Origin of the sequence: Enterobacter sp. 120016 (genome assembly GCF_018383635.1) — a bacterium.
Lineage (GTDB): Bacteria > Pseudomonadota > Gammaproteobacteria > Enterobacterales > Enterobacteriaceae > Enterobacter > Enterobacter asburiae_D.
This window is the reverse complement of sequence record NZ_JAHAWC010000027.1, coordinates 24,668-43,131: the sequence shown is the minus strand read 5'-3', so window position 1 is coordinate 43,131 and position 18,464 is coordinate 24,668. Positions and strand designations below refer to the sequence as shown.

General features: G+C 58.1%; 12 protein-coding genes. 5 read left to right on the top strand and 7 right to left on the bottom strand.

Annotated features, from left to right (window positions below; translation table 11 throughout):
* Positions 1-41: 41 nt before the first annotated feature.
* Entirely contained in the window at positions 42-1,946 is a 1,905-nt protein-coding gene (locus tag KIF87_RS22335; RefSeq protein WP_213330763.1) for a type VI secretion system family protein, read from the bottom strand.
* A gap of 270 nt (positions 1,947-2,216) precedes the next feature.
* On the opposite strand from KIF87_RS22335, the gene KIF87_RS22330 reads away from it, so the two are divergent.
* The 3 genes from KIF87_RS22330 to KIF87_RS22320 are packed head-to-tail and all read left to right on the top strand — an operon-like array spanning position 2,217 to position 5,699.
* Positions 2,217-3,593: a glycoside hydrolase family 1 protein gene (locus KIF87_RS22330; protein ID WP_213330761.1), complete on the top strand. Its 1,377-nt coding sequence runs from the start codon at positions 2,217-2,219 to the stop codon at positions 3,591-3,593.
* Between the two features lie 51 nt (positions 3,594-3,644).
* Positions 3,645-4,967 carry a PTS sugar transporter subunit IIC gene (locus KIF87_RS22325; protein ID WP_213330759.1) on the top strand — a complete coding sequence of 441 codons (1,323 nt, stop codon included), beginning with the start codon at positions 3,645-3,647 and terminating at the stop codon, positions 4,965-4,967.
* A 15-nt stretch (positions 4,968-4,982) separates the two neighbouring features.
* A complete protein-coding gene (locus tag KIF87_RS22320) occupies positions 4,983-5,699 on the top strand; it encodes a GntR family transcriptional regulator (RefSeq protein ID WP_063143085.1) in 717 nt (238 codons plus the stop codon).
* A gap of 42 nt (positions 5,700-5,741) precedes the next feature.
* Here the strand turns inward: KIF87_RS22320 and ldtB are convergent, their stop codons facing one another.
* Complete coding sequence (gene ldtB / locus KIF87_RS22315; protein WP_193941931.1) at positions 5,742-6,662, bottom strand: L,D-transpeptidase; 921 nt, start codon at positions 6,660-6,662, stop codon at positions 5,742-5,744.
* Positions 6,663-6,884: 222 nt separating this feature from the next.
* Between ldtB and KIF87_RS22310 the strand changes: the two genes are divergently transcribed.
* Positions 6,885-8,480, top strand: coding sequence for an ABC-F family ATPase (locus tag KIF87_RS22310; RefSeq protein ID WP_213330757.1), 1,596 nt, complete (start codon positions 6,885-6,887; stop codon positions 8,478-8,480).
* Positions 8,481-8,571: 91 nt separating this feature from the next.
* On the opposite strand, the gene KIF87_RS22305 is transcribed toward KIF87_RS22310, so the two are convergent.
* Positions 8,572-10,935 (bottom strand): glycoside hydrolase family 31 protein, encoded by a 2,364-nt coding sequence (locus KIF87_RS22305; protein WP_213330755.1) that lies wholly within the window; start codon positions 10,933-10,935, stop codon positions 8,572-8,574.
* A 17-nt stretch (positions 10,936-10,952) separates the two neighbouring features.
* Positions 10,953-12,254, bottom strand: coding sequence for an MFS transporter (locus KIF87_RS22300; protein ID WP_023335029.1), 1,302 nt, complete (start codon positions 12,252-12,254; stop codon positions 10,953-10,955).
* A 288-nt stretch (positions 12,255-12,542) separates the two neighbouring features.
* Between KIF87_RS22300 and KIF87_RS22295 the strand changes: the two genes are divergently transcribed.
* Complete coding sequence (locus KIF87_RS22295; RefSeq protein WP_213330753.1) at positions 12,543-13,616, top strand: LacI family DNA-binding transcriptional regulator; 1,074 nt, start codon at positions 12,543-12,545, stop codon at positions 13,614-13,616.
* Here the strand turns inward: KIF87_RS22295 and KIF87_RS22290 are convergent.
* The 3 genes from KIF87_RS22290 to KIF87_RS22280 form a co-directional block, all read right to left on the bottom strand.
* Positions 13,613-14,869: a DUF1479 domain-containing protein gene (locus KIF87_RS22290; RefSeq protein WP_213330751.1), complete on the bottom strand. Its 1,257-nt coding sequence runs from the start codon at positions 14,867-14,869 to the stop codon at positions 13,613-13,615. The genes KIF87_RS22295 and KIF87_RS22290 overlap by 4 nt on opposite strands.
* 149 nt (positions 14,870-15,018) lie before the next feature.
* Entirely contained in the window at positions 15,019-15,834 is an 816-nt protein-coding gene (locus KIF87_RS22285) for a Cof-type HAD-IIB family hydrolase (protein ID WP_213330749.1), read from the bottom strand.
* 193 nt (positions 15,835-16,027) lie between these two features.
* The gene (locus tag KIF87_RS22280) at positions 16,028-18,460 is read right to left on the bottom strand and encodes a formate C-acetyltransferase/glycerol dehydratase family glycyl radical enzyme (protein WP_213330747.1); all 2,433 of its coding nucleotides are present in this window, start codon (positions 18,458-18,460) and stop codon (positions 16,028-16,030) included.
* Between the last annotated feature and the right edge of the window lie 4 nt (positions 18,461-18,464).

Genomic DNA, 18,464 nt, shown 5'->3' with positions numbered 1-18,464 from the left:
CAGGGTGGCCAGGATTAAAAACAGCCACAAGCAGCATTGTTTCAAAATGACTCTCCTTCCATGTTGTAGCGCGTACGCCGCCAGTCTTCATCGGGGCGATTAACGAAGCTGAGCAGTTCAGCCAGTGCGGCACCGCCCTGAATCTCACCGCGGGTATTTCTCACGACGGGGTTCCAGTTAGCAGAGCAGTGGATATATGAGCGAGCCAGAAAATTCATTTCCTGCGGGGTAAAAGCAGGCGGCACGTTGCCATCACGTACCGCTTTTCCCATCTGCAACGATTTGTTTAAAAAAGTGGAGAGTTCAGCCGGGATAAAAGTATCGGGATTGGTAGAATCATACGGATAAAACGTGGCTCCAGCCTCTTTCGCCGCCTCGATCATTACCCGCAGTACCACCTTTGCCCAGTCGTTGCGAATTAGCCGGTTTCGCAGCGTCAGCGCCGAAAAACTTCGTTTCTGAAACTGCCCGTAGCGATCCGGTGGAAGCCGGTCGTCATACCAGGTTTCGGCCATAATGCGGCTGGTCTGCAGAACGGGGGCGAGACAGGGAAACGTATCCAGCTGCGGGAGTTGTTGTATCAGCTGCGTATAGCTTCGCGTCTGGCTTCCCGGCAGGCTGAGGGGGACCGTTTCCGTGGCGGGGCGGGTCAGGAACAGGTTTTCCCGCACCAGGGGCAGATAGCCGCCGCCAGTGTCGGAATGCGCGCCAGGGAGAACCAGTTCGGGCCATACGGGCCGGACGCTGTTCAGCGCAAAGTTAAACCGGCACTCATTTCCCGCCGTGATATGGAAGACCTTCTCCGCGATGCCGGGAGGCAGCGTGATTTTCACCTCGCCGGTACTGGCTGAGTGCGGATTCATGCCGTTCACCGGACTGCCGATGGCCGCAACGGTGTCAAACAGGCCAATAAATCGGGTCTTTCCGGCTGGCAGCCCCTGAAAGATAACGCCGTTCAGCCCCTGGCGAATGGCGGCAATAATCGCGCTGTCCTGAGCCAGGACGCGGTTGGCGAAATGACGTGCCGCAGCGGCACCACGGCTGAACCCGAAAATATCGAACGTCAGGGACGTCAATGTTAATTTCTCAGCGTTTAGTTCTGTTTTAATACTTTCAATGGATTGGCTAATTGTCTGGGCCAGACCCGCTACCGCTTTATCCGTTTTGGCAATCACGCCCGTATCCGCAATCCCCATCGACTGGCCAATCAGGCTGTCGGGTTTGCCCGCTTCGGTGCCGATACCGTCGATATACAGTGACGCCTGGGCCGCTGTACTGTCGGGCAGCAGGTCCGTCTGATAGAGGGTATGCAGCCAGTGCACGTTGGTGTAATACCCGATGTAGCTGCCTGCGCCAGTGCCGGATACCCCGAACGCCTCCCGCGCGCACCGGGCCATAATGACCTCGGCTTCCGCGCTGGTGTAGTCGTAGTGTCTGGCCGTACAGGCTTTAATCATGTTCTCCGTGTTAACGGCGTTATTCCCCGTACCGTCAAAAAACAGGCCGATCGTCAGCGTCACCTCTTGCGGCACGGCCCCGGGTGCCGCCTGAGTCGGGGAAGACAGGAGCGGAGAAGACGCCGCGGTGGGTTCCTGTGTTTGTGTGCGAGATGACGGGCGTCCGGCGCTCTGTAAGGTGGCCGGCGTTGTCGAAAGGGCAGCGGAAGAAGAGACGATAACGCGGTTTTGTCCTGCCGGGCAGCCACATTTCACTTCAGAGCCATGAACGGCAGCCCTGGCACCATCAACAATGAAATCTGATGTGCCGGTGACAACGATGCCCGGGCATTTACAGACCGGGCAAACCGTCGTTGTATCGCCCACGCGAACCATGCCTCTTCCGGTATCCTGATGGGTGCGAAGGGAGCTGATACAGCTGGCGCCGGTGGTGGTTTCATCCCCGTCAAGGGCAAGCTCAAGTCCATTAATACTGACAGAGTGGAGCATTTCATATCCGTATGAAAAGTGTGCCTGGTGCGCCGGACTATACGCCCGGTTTGCAGAGGAGAAAACATGGTTAGCATGCAAATGGTCACATTAAAAAATAATTAGGATTAGCACCCGGAATTAGACGGTGCTGAATCAAACGACACTGTCGCTTGTCGGTTTTTTCCCGCATTGCTCACAAAAAACGATCCTCCTCTTTGATCGACCTTTCATCTTCACCTAAATGACTAGTCATGAAATTTTAAATGACTAGTCATATAGGGAGGAACCATGATCAATTCACTGCCGGCCAACTTTTTATGGGGCAACTCGGTGTCCAGCATGCAGACGGAAGGAGCCTGGAACGAGGGCGGGAAAGGCATGTCGGTATACGACATTCGCGAAGCCGGGGAGAATATCTCTGACTGGAAAGTCGCGACCGACTCCTACCACCGCTACCGGGAAGATTTCGACCTGATGCAGGATCTGGGCATGAACTGCTACCGCTTCCAGATTTCATGGAGCCGCGTCTGCCCGCAGGGCGACGGCGATTTTAACGACGAAGGTATCGCGTTTTACGACCGTTTTATCGACGATCTGATCGCCCGCGGCATCGAGCCGATGGTTTGTCTTTACCATTTCGATATGCCGCTGGCGCTGGCGCAGGAGTACAACGGCTTCAACGACCGCCGCGTGATGGACGCCTTTATCCGCTACGGTAAAAAGATGATCGACTGCTATGGCGAACGCGTGAAGTACTGGCTGACCTTCAACGAGCAGAACATCTTCCACATGCCGGAAGCGTTCCGTATTTCGGGCTATATGAAAGGCGACAAAACCCTGCGCGAGCTGTACGAGCTGCAGCATCACACCATGGTAGCGCACATGGCGCTGACCGAATATCTGCACCAGACCAAACCCGGCCAGATGATGGGCGGGATGCTGGCGCACCAGCTTATCTACCCGGCCACCTGCAAACCGCGCGATATCTTCTGCGCCCAGCAGTATGACGAGTTCCTTAACCAGAACCTGCTGCGCGTCTTCGCCGGCCAGGGCTACAGCCCGGCGGTGATGGCGGTGGTGGAGCAGGAGGGCTTTGGTGATATCTATCGCGCCGAGGATTTAGCGCTGCTGGCGCGCACCAGAAACGACTATATGGCCTTCAGCTACTACGCCAGCAAAACGCTGGACAGCGATGCGATTCCCGAAGGCACCCCGGTGAACTATTACCTGCTGCACGGCGAGAAAAACAACCCGTACCTGAAGGCCACCGAGTGGAACTGGCAGATCGATCCGCTGGGCTTTCGCACCATCATCACCCGCTACGCCAACGACTGGCGCCTGCCGGTGTTCCCGATCGAGAACGGCATCGGGGTGATTGAGTCCTGGGACGGCGTGAACCCGATTGATGACGCCTACCGTATCGACTACCACCGGGCGCATATCGAGGCCATGAAGGAGGCGATGTTCGAGGACGGGGCGGAGGTGATCGGCTACCTCGGCTGGGGGTTGATCGACATTCTCAGCTCTCAGGGCGACATGCGTAAGCGCTACGGCGTGGTCTATGTCAACCGGGAAAACCACGACCTGAAAGACCTGAAGCGCGTGCCGAAGAAAAGCTACGCGTGGTTAAAACAGGTTATCCATACCAACGGACGCGAGATGTAAGCCGTACGCTGCCGGGCCGTTTTTGTGACTGATTGATGGGAACTATCCGCTATGTCTGAAGCAAAAATAACACCGCACATGCAGTCTTTTGTCGATAAGTTTGTTGAGTTCTCGGCGCGCCTGGCCAACCAGGTGCATCTGCGCTCCCTGCGGGACGCCTTCGCCACGGTGATGCCGATTTTCATTCTCGCCGGTCTGGCTGTGCTGGTGAACAACGTGGTGTTTCCGTGGATTTTTCACGGGGATACGCTGGCACACTTCAAAGTGTGGGGCGAGGCGATTATCAACGGCACGCTGAACATCGCCGCGCTGCTGCTGGCCCCGATGATTGCCTGGTCGCTGGCGCGCAACAAAGATTTTGACAATCCGGTCTCGGCAGTGGTTATCGCCGTCAGCAGCTTCATCATCATGATGCCGATGCGCCTGCAGCTTACGCCCGTCGGCAGCGACGCCGCGGTGAACGTCACCCAGGTGCTGACGTTCGCCAACATTGGCTCAACCGGGATTTTCGCCGGGGTGCTGATTGGGCTATTCTCAACGGAACTCTTTATCGCTATTTCACGCCTGAAGGCGCTGCACATTTCCCTCGGGGAAAACGTGCCTCCGGCGGTGAGCAAATCCTTTACCGCGCTGATCCCGACCATCCTCACGCTCTCCCTGTTCGCGGTGCTGGCGGCAGTGCTGGCAAACGTGCTGCATACGGACCTGATCCATCTTATTACCACCTTTATCCAGCAGCCGCTGCGGCTGATCAACACCAGCCTGCCGGGGACGATCTTTATCTACAGCTTCGGTAACTTCCTGTTCACGCTCGGTATTCACCAGTCGGTGGTGAACAGCGTGGTGCTGGAGCCGTTCCTGCTGATCAACACCAACGAGAACATGCTGGCCTTCGCCAACGGTCAGCCCATCCCGCATATCATCAATAACATCTTCGTGCCGACGTTTGGCATGGTGGGCGGCACGGGCAGCACGATCTCGCTGCTGATCGCCATCTTTATCTTCTCCCGTCAAAAATCGGCGAAGCAGGTGGCGCGTCTTTCGCTGGCGCCCGGTTTATTCAACATCAACGAGCCGGTGATCTTCGGCCTGCCGATCGTGTTTAACCTACCGCTGATGATCCCGTTTGTGCTGCTGCCCGCCATCGGCATTTACTTCGCCTGGCTCTGTACCACGCTGGGGTTAATGTCGCGCTGCGTGGTGATGATCCCCTGGACCACGCCGCCAATTCTCAGCGCCTGGCTGGCGACGGCGGGGGACTGGCGGGCGGTGGTGGTGCAGTTGGCAATCATTGTATTTGGTGTATTCTTCTACCTGCCTTTCCTCAAGATTGCCGAGAGAGTGGCGTTGAAAAACAGCGGGATAGAAAACTAACTGAAAGGAAGGACGATGGCGGCGAAGTACATCACCATAGCGCGGGAAATTAAGAAACGCATTATCAGCCAGCAGTACGCCGCCAACGAACCCCTGCCGGACCAGTTTGCGCTGGCGGCGGAGTTCAGCTCCAGCCGGATGACCATTCAGCAGGCGATGCGCCAGCTGATCGTCGAAGGTCTGGTCTATACCCGCCAGGGGCAGGGCACGTTCATCCGTAAAAATTTTCTCCAGCTCTCGCAGTGGGATCTTTCCGGCAGCGACTACTTCGGCGCGACCAAAACCTGGGAACATCTGGGCACGGTGACCAGCCGGGTGGTGCATTTCGAGCTGCGCTTTCCGAACGAAAAAGAGCAGGCGTCGCTGATGATTAACGCCGATGCGCCGATCTATGACTTCATTCGACTCCGTTTGCTGAACGGCGAACCCATGTCGCTGGATTCCACGGTGATGCCGATGAATCTGGTGCCGGGCCTGACAAAAAATCATCTTGAAGGTTCGGTGTTCCAGTACGTGCAGGAGACGCTGGGGCTGAAAATTATGGGGTCATACCGGGTGGTGCGGGCGCTTAAGCCCAACGCGCTGGACAGGGAGCATCTGGTCTGCGAGCAGACCGATCCCGTACTGGAAGTAGAGCAGGTGATTTATCTGGAGGATGGCACGCCGCTGGAGTATGCCCACTGCCACTATCGGTACGATCACGGCGGGATCGTGATCGTGAATAACGGATAAAAAAAAGCGGGCAACGAGGCCCGCTTTTTTAATGCTTCTCTATCAGTTCAAACGCACCGGCATACCGGAGCGGTTCTGCACGGCCTGGTCAACAATCGCCGTTTCTACGTCTGGCTGAGAGGTCACCGCCTGTACCGCGCTGTTCAGCGTAACAGGGACGATTTCGTTATTGTTGATCTGGTCTTCGCTGGTGGACAGCGGGTTGTGCACTTCGATGTAGCGGCTGCCGTCTGGCTCAGAGGTCGCTTTCACCGGTTCGTTGATGAACTGCACGCGCGTACCGACCGGCACGTTTTCGAACAGGAATTTGATGTCGTCGTTACGCAGGCGCACGCAGCCGTGGCTTACGCGCAGGCCGATACCGAAGTTGGCGTTGGTGCCGTGGATAGCGTACAGGCGGCCAATGTACAGCGCGTACAGACCCATTGGGTTATCCGGACCTGCCGGCACAACGGCTGGCAGCGGTTCGCCCGCAGCGATGTATTCCGCGTGCATTTTGGCGGTCGGCGTCCAGGTTGGGCCCGCTTTCTTACGCTCAACTTTGGTGGTCCAGTTCATTGGGGTGTCTTTACCCAGCTGGCCGATACCGATTGGCAGCACGATAACGGTGTTGGTGCCTTTCGGGTAGTAATACAGACGCATTTCGGCGCTGTTAATCACGATACCTTCATGAACGGTATCCGGCAGGATCAGCTGCTGAGGAATATTCAGCACGGTACCCGCTTTTGGCAGATACGGGTCAACGCCCGGGTTCGCTTCCAGCATGTTAGACAGGCCCAGCTGGTACTGCGCAGCGAAATACTCCAGTGGCTGAGCGTTACCTTCTGGTACCGTCACAACCTGGTTCTGGCCCACCAGACGGCTACCGTCTGTTGGCAGGGGATACGTCACCGCAGACGCGGTCTTACAAAAACCTACTACGGCTAACGCCGCCGCAAAAAGCGTTGTTAATTTCATGTTCATGTTGTGCGAGGTATCTAAGCCATTCTGGCGATGAGTTGATAAGTCTGAATCTGTGATGGGAGCGCATTATATGTGCATTCCCGCTAACAGGGAATTCAGATGTGTACGAAATCACATTTTTTTCGATTTTGTTAAAGTTTAGTGGATTGCCGCAACACGGGATCTCAATTCGGAATTGTGGCATAATGCCGTGTTTATCACACTTTTCGCAGGAATCTCCCCGTGTTAGTTACCAGCAACGTCACTATGCAGTTTGGCAGTAAGCCGCTGTTCGAAAACATTTCCGTCAAATTTGGCGGCGGCAACCGTTACGGCCTGATTGGTGCCAACGGTAGCGGAAAATCCACCTTTATGAAGATCCTCGGCGGTGACCTGGAGCCGACGCTCGGCAACGTATCGCTCGACCCTAACGAGCGTATCGGTAAGCTGCGTCAGGATCAGTTCGCCTTTGAAGAGTTCACCGTGCTCGACACCGTGATCATGGGGCATGGGGAACTGTGGGAAGTGAAGCAGGAGCGCGATCGCATCTACGCGCTGGCAGAAATGAGTGAAGAAGACGGCTATAAAGTGGCCGAGCTGGAAACGCAGTACGGCGAGATGGACGGCTACTCTGCAGAAGCGCGCGCGGGCGAGCTGCTTCTGGGCGTAGGCATTCCGCTTGAACAGCATTACGGTCCAATGAGCGAAGTTGCGCCAGGCTGGAAGCTGCGTGTGCTGCTGGCACAGGCGCTGTTCTCTAACCCGGACATCCTGCTGCTCGACGAACCGACGAACAACCTGGACATCGACACCATCCGCTGGCTGGAGCAGACGCTGAACGATCGCGACAGCACTATGATCATCATTTCGCACGACCGTCACTTCCTGAACATGGTCTGTACGCACATGGCGGATCTGGACTACGGCGAGCTGCGCGTTTATCCGGGCAACTACGACGAATACATGACGGCGGCCACCCAGGCGCGTGAACGTCTGCTGGCGGATAACGCCAAGAAGAAAGCGCAGATTGCTGACCTGCAGTCCTTCGTCAGCCGCTTTAGCGCCAACGCCTCTAAGTCGCGTCAGGCGACCTCGCGTGCGCGTCAGATCGACAAAATCAAGCTGGACGAAGTCAAAGCCTCCAGCCGTCAGAACCCGTTCATCCGCTTCGAGCAGGACAAGAAACTGTTCCGTAACGCGCTGGAAGTGGAAGCCCTGGCAAAAGGCTTTGAGAACGGCCCGCTGTTTAACAAATTCAACCTGCTGCTGGAAGTGGGCGAGAAGATTGCCATCCTCGGTGCCAACGGCGTGGGTAAATCCACCATGCTGAAAACCCTGGTCGGCGAGCTGCAGCCGGACAACGGCACCGTGAAGTGGTCTGAAAACGCGCAGATTGGCTACTACGCGCAGGACCATGAATACGAGTTCGAAAACGATCTGACCGTCTTCGACTGGATGAGCCAGTGGAAGCAGGAAGGCGACGACGAGCAGGCGGTGCGCAGCATCCTGGGTCGTCTGCTGTTCAGCCAGGACGACATCAAAAAGCCGGCTAAAGTGCTCTCCGGTGGCGAGAAGGGCCGCATGCTGTTCGGCAAGCTGATGATGGAAAAACCGAATATCCTGGTGATGGACGAACCGACTAACCACCTGGACATGGAATCTATCGAATCCCTGAACATGGCGCTGGAGATGTATCAGGGCACCCTGATCTTCGTCTCACACGACCGCGAGTTCGTCAGCTCGCTGGCGACCCGCGTGATCGAAATTACGCCAGAGCGCGTAGTAGACTTTACCGGTAATTACGAAGATTACCTGCGCAGTAAAGGTATCGAGAACTAAAAAAAAGCCGGGTGGCGGCTTCGCCTTACCCGGCCTACGTTCTATTCCCTCTCCCCGTGGGAGAGGGTTAGGGTGAGGGCATCAGGCCGCACTACACCACCCACTCGCCCCCTTCAGCCCCGTTCACCAGAAGCGTACGTTTTTCCCCTACAGGCAGCGACACCTTCAGCGCTTTCCACGCCGGACGATAATCCCCGCGCGCGTTGACCTTCAGGTTGATGGTTGCGCCATCGCACACCATTTCCCATTCTACCCACAGCGCACTGCCGTTCTGGTAGCCCCAGCTTTCGCCGTCGTCTTCAAACAGCATGCCGGTGGTCGTGCCGACGCCCTTCACCGGGAACAGCTTCAGCTCGCGGGTGTTGTCTTTTTCAGCGGACACGTGGGTAATGCGCTCGCTTAGCGGCAGACCGGCACCGGCGCGCACCAGCAGCGGCAGTTTTTCCAGCGGTGCGTCGAGAACGATTGACTGGCCGCCAGCGAACCACGCGTGGGTGTAAAAATCGTACCAGCCGGTGGCGTTATCCGGCAGCCAGACGCGGCGCTCGCGCTGCCCGGCTTCGACCACGCTGGCCACCAGCAGATCGCGGCCCAGCAGGAAGTCATCGCACTCTTCGAAGGTCTGCGCATCGTGCTCGTGGTCAAGGAAGGTCGGGCGCAGCATCGGCTCGTCGTCGGCGTGCGCCTGCCAGAGCAGGGTGTAGAGGTACGGCAGCAGGCGGTAGCGCAGCTCAACCGCGCCGCGAATGGCCGGGGTGACGCCCGGGTACATCCACGGCTCGTTCACGGTGCGATCGTCATTCCATGAGTGAATGGTAAAGCGCGGGTGCATCACGCCGTTCTGCACCCAGCGCACGAACAGCTCGGCGTCCGGTTTGTCGCCGGAGAAACCGCCGACGTCGTGACCGACGTTGAACAGCCCGGACAGGCTCATGCCCAGCCCCATGCGGATGTTATAGCGCAGGGTCTCCCAGCTGGTGCGGTTATCACCGCTCCAGGTCTGAACGTAGCGCTGCATCCCGGCGCAGCCGGAGCGGGAGATGAGATACGGACGTTTTTCCGGCGCGAAACGCTGCTGCGCTTCCAGCGAGGCGCGCATCATCAGCAGCGGCATCACCGGTCGAATGTGCTTGATAGCGATCTCTTTGCCGAAGCCAAAGCAGCGCGCTTCCCCGTCCCACACTTCGTATTCGTTGTTGTCGTTCCAGGTAGAGTCGACGCCCATCTCCAGCAGCTGCGTGGTGACGCCGTTCTGCCACCACTGCACCGTCTGCGGGTTGGTAAAGTCGAGGTGCGAGCCTTCGTCATCCCAGAAGCTGGAACGTTCCGGAGCATCGGTTTCTGAATCGCGAATGAACAGGCCGCTCTCCGCCACTTCGTTATAGCGCGGATGATCCTGCAGCAGGCACGGCTTGATATTGGCCGCCAGCTTCAGCCCCGCGTCGTGGAATGCCTGGCTCATCACCTTCGGCTGCGGCACCTTGTCATAGTTCCAGTTAAAGACGTAGCGCTTGCCGTTGATGGAGGTATAGCCGGAGGAGAGCTGGAACGAGTCGCACGGAATGGCGTGTTCTTCGCACAGGCGAATGAAGTTCATCAGCTGGTTCTGTGCGTCCGGCGCGTCGGTGTAGTGCATGGTCGAGCCGCTGTAGCCCAGGCTCCATTTCGGTCCGAACAGCGTTTTCCCGGTCAGGCGCACGAAGGCTTTGGTGACGTCCAGCACGCGCTTGCCGGTAAAGATGTAGTAATCGATATCGCCCGCTTCCGCCTGCCAGCGACGATAGGCGGTGTGGTAGTTGTCGATTTCGTTGCCCAGATCCAGCCAGCAGCTGCTCAGGTTGTCGTAGAACAGGCCATAGCTGACGTCGTCGCGGCGGGCGATGGTGAACGGAATGTGCTTGTAGAGCGGGTCGGTGCTGGCCGCGTTGTACCCCATCGCGTCGAGGTTGCGCATCTCATAACGCTTACCGTTGCGCTGCAGATCGCCCGCTTTCTCGCCCAGGCCGTAGAAACGCTCGTCCTTACGACGGCTGAGGTAGTGCGCCACGCCGTCGCCGTGGGCGTTCAGCAGGTAGGCGCTGGTCGGACGGTCGTTGACCAGCGGCTGCCACTCGCCCGCCTCATTGCGGTAGTGCCACTCCAGCCACAGCGGCTGGTGGACCGTCACGCGCAGCCGTTCGGTTGCCACGGTGAGCGTCTCGCCCTGCTGCGTCAGGTTCCAGGCCGGGCAGGAAAAACCGCTTATATCGTCACGACGGCGGCCTTCCCACGGCACGTCTTTTTCCGGCGCGATGCTCCAGGTGCGGTCCAGCGCCAGCTCGCCTTTGCGCTTAATCAGCACGCGGAACAGGTTCTCTTCCAGCACATACAGGCACAGGCGGTGCTGGTTATCGACCAGCAGTTCCAGATGGTTTGCCGACTGCTTATCTACGATCCAGTTTTTCAGGGTTTTCATATGCAATACATCCACTATCAGGCGCGCTTGGCGCGACGTTCAGCAATAAATGCTACCAGGAAGACGGCGCCAATCAGGTCAAAGAAGCCCATGGCAATAAAGAGCGGGTTAAAGCCGATTTTGTCGGCGGTCACGCCGATTAACAGCGAGAACAGGAAGCTGGCGATCCACGCCGCCGAGCCGCGCATGCCGTTGACGGTCGCCATCTGGCCTTTGTCGAACGACTCCACGACCAGGGCGCTTAGCATGCAGGAGATGATCTGGTGCCCGAAGCCGCCGATGGAGATCAGCACGATGGTGATATACGGGTCGCGGGTAATGGCCACGATGCCGAGCGAGATCATCAGGAACGCGCCCGTCACGGAGCTGGCAACGACCGAGTTAACGCGGGAGCAGCCGAACAGGCGGGTGTACAGACGCGTCAGGTAGCCGCTCGCCACGCTGCCGAGGTCGGCGGCGAGGAACGGCAGCCAGGCAAACATCGCAATCTGCTTCAGATCCATACCGTGCTCTTTGGCGAGGTACAGCGGCACCCAGAAGCTCAGCACCGCCCAGGCGGGTTCCGCCATAAAGGCCGGGATGGCGATACCGTAGAAGCGTTTGTTTTTCGAGACGGTTTTCAGCGCGGTCAGGAAGGGCAGTCTCACCGCAGGCGGTTCATTATCCTGCTTGATAAACGCCAGCTCGTCCTTGCTCAGGTTCGGGTGCTGCTCCGGGTTGTGGTAGAACGCCCACCACAGGATCACCCACAGTAGCGCCAGCACGCCGGTAAACATAAACGCGCCCTGCCAGCCGAACGAGGCGTGAGCAAAGTAGATGATAGGTGGAGCCAGCATCGCGCCGATGGAGAAGCCTACGCCCGCCCAGCCGGCGGCAACGGGTCGTTCTGATTTCGGGAACCATTCGCCGATGGTTTTGGCGTTCGCCGGGGTAGCTGCAGCCTCTGAGGCACCCATAAAGAAGCGCAAAATCGCCAGATGCAGCCAGCTTCCGGCGCCCGCGTGGAAAATACACATCAGCGCCCAGATCCCGGCGCAGACCATAAAGCCAATCTTCAGGCCGATAACGTCAATCAGCCAGCCGCACAGGGGCTGGAAAATGGTGTAGGCGATCTGGAACGCGCCGACGATCCAGGAGTACTGCTCGGTGGTGATCCCAAGGCTCTCTTTCAGCTCGGGGGCAAGAATGCCTAACGAATTTCGGGTGATGTAGTTAACGGTGACGCCAAGTAAGAACAGCACCAGCACGTACCAGCGCAGGTTCTTGATGACGCGACGGGTTTTGCTTGTCGCAACGGTGTTATTGATGTCCTGACTCATTTTACTCTCCACAAGACGGACGGTAAGGGGACGGAGGTTCAGGTGTCACACGGATTTTTATGCCTTTGATTTCTATCCGTTTAAACTGCTTAAGTTGCTATACAACTAGTATGGAAGTTGTGTGACAAGTTCACCTTAAGGGAGAAAATGAGTGGGCAATAGTGGATTTTGTGCAAAGTTTCTCATAACTGACGAAAACCCTCTGGCATGATGGTATTCATGTCAGTTATTACCTGACGGATACGCTATGAAAATTTTTTCATTTCGCAAATGGAGCCAGATCACAAAATGGACAAAAGGCTAAAAATCACCGAAATCGCCGCCCGAACGCAGCTCTCGATCAGCACCGTGTCGCGGGTGCTAGCGGGGAAAGCCAATACCAGTGAAAAAGCGCGCGCAAAGGTGCTGGCGTGCGCGCGGGAGCTGGGGGTGATGGAGGGCATGGCGGCAGGGCGGTTACTGCTCAATAGCCTGGTGGTTTTTGCCCCGCAGCGCGCCTTCGACGAGCGGTCCGACATCTTTTACTACCGCGTGATCCAGAGCGTGAGTAAAGGGCTTGCCTCGCACGACGTGCGCCTTCGCTACTGCGCGCTGGAAGAGAACGACAGCGACGCCCAGCTATTTCTGGCACGCATGAACGAGCCGGATACCCAGGCGGCAATCCTTCTTGGCATCGACGATCCCCACATTCACGATCTGGCGGTGGACGTGGGCAAACCCTGCATGCTGATTAACTGCCGGGACCGCCACATGCGTCTGCCTGCCGTCGCGCCGGATCATCGCGCCATTGGCGAACGGGCGGCGGAATACCTGTTCGAGATGGGACACCGTGAGGTGATGAACGTGCTGTGCCTGCGTCGCTACACCATGGAGCTGCGCCTGTCGGGGATCCGCGATGCGTGGCAGGCCCACAACCTGTCGTTCAACGATAAACGCGATCTGCTGGTGGTGCCCAGCTTCAGCGCGCGCGAAACGGAACAGATGGTCAGCGAGTGGCTTAACCAGCAGAAGGGAAAAGACCTGCCGACGGCGTTTCTGGTCGGCGGCGACTTTATGGCGGCGGGCACCATTAGCGCCTTACAAAACCACGGTCTGCGCGTGCCGCAGGACGTGTCGGTGATGAGCATAGACGGGTTTAACCTGGCGGCGATTCAGGATGTTCCATTAACGGCCGTGCACGTTCCGCGCGATGAGCTGGGAACAGAAGCGGTTTATATGCTCCAGCAGCGGCTCATGCGCCCGGACGCGCCGGTTGGGACGTTACTGCTTAACGGCACGCTGACCGTACGGGAATCGGTACGGCGGATACGTCAGGGAAAACGACGCACCGCCGTGGAGCGGGAAGGGCTGTACGACAGTTAAGCCATGCCCAGCGCGCGCTTGCCGTGGATATTAAGATCGTTCACGGTAAAGCGGTCCTGCCAGCGCTTTTCATAATCCTCGCGCGGGAAGTCTCCCGGCGACGCGCCGGTTTCCAGCGCTTCCTTGACCTTTTTCGCATAGGCGAGGTTTTTCTCGCACATCGGCGCGGCAGGAATGTACATCACGTTGCCCCAGCCCTGCTGATTTTCCACCGGCGCGACGGAGTGGATCACATCGCAGTGCCACCACACGGAATCGCCCGCCTCGAGTGCCGGAATGCTGCTTAATGCCTCGATGAGCAGCGGGTGCCACTTCTCGGAAACCGGCAGCACGCGCCCCGGCGCCACGCCGCACAGCTCGTCTTCCGGCACGTCGTCCAGCAGCGGACGCAGCAGAATATAGGCCATCGCTTCCGGGATTGGCACCACGTGCAGCAGCCCCTGTCCGGGGATCATATCCGACAGCGCCGTCCAGCCCTGGAAGGTCCGGAACACCGAGCATTTGGTAGTGTTATCGACGGTGTACTCTTCCACTTCGGTACGGTGCGCGGCGTTCCACGGATCGTACTTATCGACGTTGCCGTCAAACACGCGGGCGAAAACTTGTTGATAAGCCGGAAGCAGCCAGCGCTCCAGCGCGCCGGAGTCGGTATGCGCGCCCAGCCCTTTCGAGGTGGTTCCAGGCGGACGGCGGCGGATACGGTCCGGGTAAATCACGCTCACATCCGGGTCGAACCACTGCTTGCCGTTGCTCTCGAATGTCCATAAACGGTTCAGGAACGACTGCACCTGCGCCATCTCTTCGCTCTGGCGCGCCTGCATCTGCGCCTGCGACCAGTAAATCGGGTAAATCTCCGGACGAGAGGCCGTTAGGGTGCCGAAGAAGTTATCGCCTGGCCCTTTGTACACGTCGTCAAATTTGTTCAGATCGAGGTAGTCGAGCATCGACCGATCCCACGCCAGCGCCTGCTCGCGCGGGAAATGACCTTTAATCACCGCGCAGCCGCGGCGCTTAACGGCTTCGCGCTGTGCGTCGGTAATGGTGCCGTTTTTCACGTCCGCAAACGGGATCTCCGGCCAGACGGATTCGCCTTTGTTCTTAAGGGCGTTGATTTCCGCCACGCGGGTGGCAATTTTATCGCTGAGCTTATTAAACACCGCCTGCACGTCGCCGATCTGCGCGCGCAGCTCACGTTTTAACTGACGGATCGCCGCTTTGTGATCCGCTGGCAAAGTTTCACTGGTAAAGGTCATAACCGCCTCGCATCTTTCATTCGAAAGTAAAAATGTCTACAAGTGATACTTTAAGTTAAAAATAAGTTAATGCAAGTTTAAAAACTTGACGCAAGCCACAGGACGGAAAAAGAGTGAGAGGCCGGAGCGAGGCTCCGGCGAGGAGAGGATCAGGCGTCGAACGGGGAATGGTTGTCGAGCACGGCCTGAATGACGTTCAGCGCGCCCTGATGGTTGTTGTCGTCGGTGCTGTAGCGGCTGATTTCTTTGATGCTCTGCGCCGCGTTGCCCATCGCAAAGGAATATTTCACCAGCTTCAGCATCTCGGCATCGTTGCCGCTGTCGCCAATGGCCACGCACGCCTGCGGGGAGATTTTCCAGCGTTTCAGCAGGCGGCTGATGCCGTTGGCTTTGTGCAGGCCGGGGATAATCAAATCGACAAAACCAAAGCCGCTGGTGACCGGCTTCATGATGCCGTCCAGGGAGACGTGCAGCTTATCCACCAGAGTTGGGATATCGCTGTCCGGCAGGTTCAGGGAGAACTTAAACAGCACGTCGTCAATTTCGCGGTAATCGCTGATGCGCTTTAAGCGGTGGTAGTGCTTTGACATCAGCGTTACAAACTCTTCAGGGGCCTGGTCGCTGACGTACGCGCTCTCCAGCCCGCAGGCCACGAAGTTAAGCCCCTTATCTTTCAGCAGTTCGCCAATCACGATCTGCGATTCATGACGCGTCAGCTCGCCGTGGAAAATCTGTTCGCCGCGATCGAACACCAGCGCGCCGTTTTCGGCCACGAAGGAGATCCTGTCTTTCAGCTCCGGAAAGAAGGAGATGAGCTGGTAATACTGGTTGCCGCTGGCGACCACAAATTCAATGTCGCGGGCTTTAAGCTGTTCAAACTGTGCCTGGAAGCGGTCACGATCGTACTGCTTGGCATCATCAAGGAAAGTTCCGTCCATATCGGTGACGATAACTTTAACGGTCATACTGTGCTCCTGGGTCACTTCGTTTTGAAACATTCTAATAACAAGGTGATGGGGAGCACAAATTTAATTTCATTCGAAAGTAAAAGCAAAACGGCAACCTGGGTTGCCGTTTTTAGTGTTTTCTCCCTCTCCCCGTGGGAGAGGGTCGGGGTGAGGGCATCAGCGTGCGCATTTCCCCTTAAGGGATACACCGTTACAGCGTATGCTCAGTACGGGCGATAATATCGTCCTGCGCATCCGGCGACAGGGCGGTGAAGAACGCCGAGTAGCCCGCCACGCGCACCACCAGGTCACGATACTGGTCAGGATGTTTCTTCGCTTCCAGCAGCGTGTCGCGCGAGACGATGTTGTATTGAATATGCCAGCCCTTATGCACCTCGAAGAAGGTGCGCAGCAGCACCATCAGCTTCTGGCGATCGCTGTCGTTTTCCAGCGTCGACGGGTTCAGCTTCTGGTTCAGCAACACGCCGCCGAGAATCGCCTCGGTAGGCAGTTTACCCACCGAGCCAATCACCGCCGTTGGGCCGAGGTGGTCCGTACCGGAAGCCGGGCTTGCCCCTTCCGCCAGCGGGGTGTGCGCCTTACGTCCGTCCGGGGTGGCCATTGTCGCCGCGCCAAACGGCACGTTTGCGGAAATCGAGGAGGTGCCAGCGTAGTAGTTACCGCCAATCGGGCCGCGGCCGTGGCGCGGGTTGTGGTACTGCTTCAGCTCTTCAATGTAGGTCTGGTAGGCGCGCGTCAGCAGCATATCCACGCTGTCGTCATCGTTGCCGTACTTCGGCGCGCCGTTGATCAGACGCTGACGCAGCTGCTCGTGGGTCAGCCCGTCGAAGTCATCCGCCAGCGCGGCCGCCAGCTGCTGCTGACCGATAGTGCCCTGTTCGAACACCAGCTTCTTCACCGCCGCCAGGCTGTTGCCGAGGTTGGCGATGCCCACCTGCAGGCCGGAGACCCAGTCATACTTCGCGCCGCCCTGCTTGATGCTTTTCGCACGCTCGATGCAGTCGTCCACCAGCGCCGAGCAGAGAATATCGTGGACGTTCTCTTCCAGCATGGTGTCTACCACGTACTCAATCTCGATGGATTTGCGGGTGTAGTAGCGGATCTGGCTATCCCAGGCCGCCATCACCTCGTCGAAATTGTCGAAGTTACCGGCTGAGAGCGCTTTCTCCTGCGGCAGGAACACCTTGCCGCTGGTGGCGTCACGCCCGCCTTCCAGCGCGGCGAGCATCACGCGGGCGAAGTTGATAAAGCTCATGCCGGTGCAGCGGTAGCCCCACTTGCCGCCCACCGCGGTTTCGATACAGCCGATGGCCGCGTAGTCGTAGGCATCGTCGCGCTCAACGCCGAGCTTGATGAATTCCGGAATGACGATTTCATCGTTGTTGAATGCGGGCATCCCGAAGCCGCAGCGGATCACCTGCACGCAGGCGTCGAGGAAGTCGTTGCTCATGCCCGCGTGGTAGCGCACGCTCAGGTTCGGCTGGGTGGAGCGCAGGCGACCGCACGATTCCAGAATCGCGTAGGAGAGCGGGTTCACCGCGTCCATTGGCTCACCGTTGACCAGCTTCTGGCCGCCGATGGTGACGTTCTGGTACAGCGGGCTACCGGCGGAAGCCTTGGAGTGCGAGCCGGAGCGGATCTTGTTTACTTCCAGCAGCTTCAGCCAGCAGCTGTGCAGCAGCTCGATGGCGTGCTCGCGGTCCAGGCTCTGGTTCAGCTCCACGTCGCGGCGGTAGTACGGATAGAGATACTGGTCCATACGCGCGAAGGAGACGGAGTGGCCGTTGGATTCAATCTGCAGGATCAGCTGAATGAAGTAGCACAGCTGCAGAGCCTGCCAGAAGGTTTTTGGCGGCTCGTGGGCAATGATGTCGCAGTTTTCCGCCATCGCCAGCAGCTCGTCGCGGCGGCTTGCGCGGGTTTCGGCCGCGGCCATTTCACGCGCCAGATCGGCAAAGCGTTTGATGTGCAGGCTCACCGCTTCCAGCACGATATCAATCGCCTTCAGGAACTGGTCGCCGTGAAGGTCTTCCAGCACCGTCAGGTTGATGCGCGAGCGGCGCTCGGCCACTTTGGCGCGCAGGCCGTCGAGGCCTTTCTCCAGCACCAGCGGGAAGTTAACGGCCAGGTGCGCGTCGCCGGAGGTCATGTTGCCCTCGGCTTTGATAATGCCGGTTTCCAGCAGGGCTTTCTGCTCGTCGGTGAACATGCCGTAGCAGCGATCCTGCACCGTCTGGCCGCGCCACCACGGGCAGATCTCATGCAGCACGCGCTTGTTCTCTTCGCTCACCGCAAAGCCCGCGCCCGGGCGGTCCGCCAGATCGTCGATCTCTTTCTCAATCCAGGAGACGGTGTATTCCGGAAAAATCGGCGCGGCGCGCACTTCGCTTGCCTGGTTACCGATAATCAGCTCGTCGTGTTTGATCCAGATGGTGCGTTCAGCCAGGTGATGCGCCAGCGCCAGGGCGCGACGTACCGGGATCGGCTTGTCCATGTGCTGCTGGTACATTTCGGTGTAATGCTGCGCGCGCTCGGTACAGACCGGCGGCTTAACGATATGCACCAGTGCCGTTTTGTGCGCTTTAATGCGCTCGCTGAGGGTGTTGAGATTCAGGGTTGTCATAGGT

Coding starts and splice junctions, on each gene's coding strand:
- KIF87_RS22280 (WP_213330747.1), bottom strand. CDS start 18,460: ATGACAACCCTGAATCTCAACACCCTCAGCGAGCGCATTAAAGCGCAC.
- KIF87_RS22305 (WP_213330755.1), bottom strand. CDS start 10,935: ATGAAAACCCTGAAAAACTGGATCGTAGATAAGCAGTCGGCAAACCAT.
- KIF87_RS22285 (WP_213330749.1), bottom strand. CDS start 15,834: ATGACCGTTAAAGTTATCGTCACCGATATGGACGGAACTTTCCTTGAT.
- KIF87_RS22295 (WP_213330753.1), top strand. CDS start 12,543: ATGGACAAAAGGCTAAAAATCACCGAAATCGCCGCCCGAACGCAGCTC.
- KIF87_RS22300 (WP_023335029.1), bottom strand. CDS start 12,254: ATGAGTCAGGACATCAATAACACCGTTGCGACAAGCAAAACCCGTCGC.
- KIF87_RS22320 (WP_063143085.1), top strand. CDS start 4,983: ATGGCGGCGAAGTACATCACCATAGCGCGGGAAATTAAGAAACGCATT.
- KIF87_RS22290 (WP_213330751.1), bottom strand. CDS start 14,869: ATGACCTTTACCAGTGAAACTTTGCCAGCGGATCACAAAGCGGCGATC.
- KIF87_RS22330 (WP_213330761.1), top strand. CDS start 2,217: ATGATCAATTCACTGCCGGCCAACTTTTTATGGGGCAACTCGGTGTCC.
- KIF87_RS22325 (WP_213330759.1), top strand. CDS start 3,645: ATGTCTGAAGCAAAAATAACACCGCACATGCAGTCTTTTGTCGATAAG.
- KIF87_RS22335 (WP_213330763.1), bottom strand. CDS start 1,946: ATGCTCCACTCTGTCAGTATTAATGGACTTGAGCTTGCCCTTGACGGG.
- ldtB (WP_193941931.1), bottom strand. CDS start 6,662: ATGAACATGAAATTAACAACGCTTTTTGCGGCGGCGTTAGCCGTAGTA.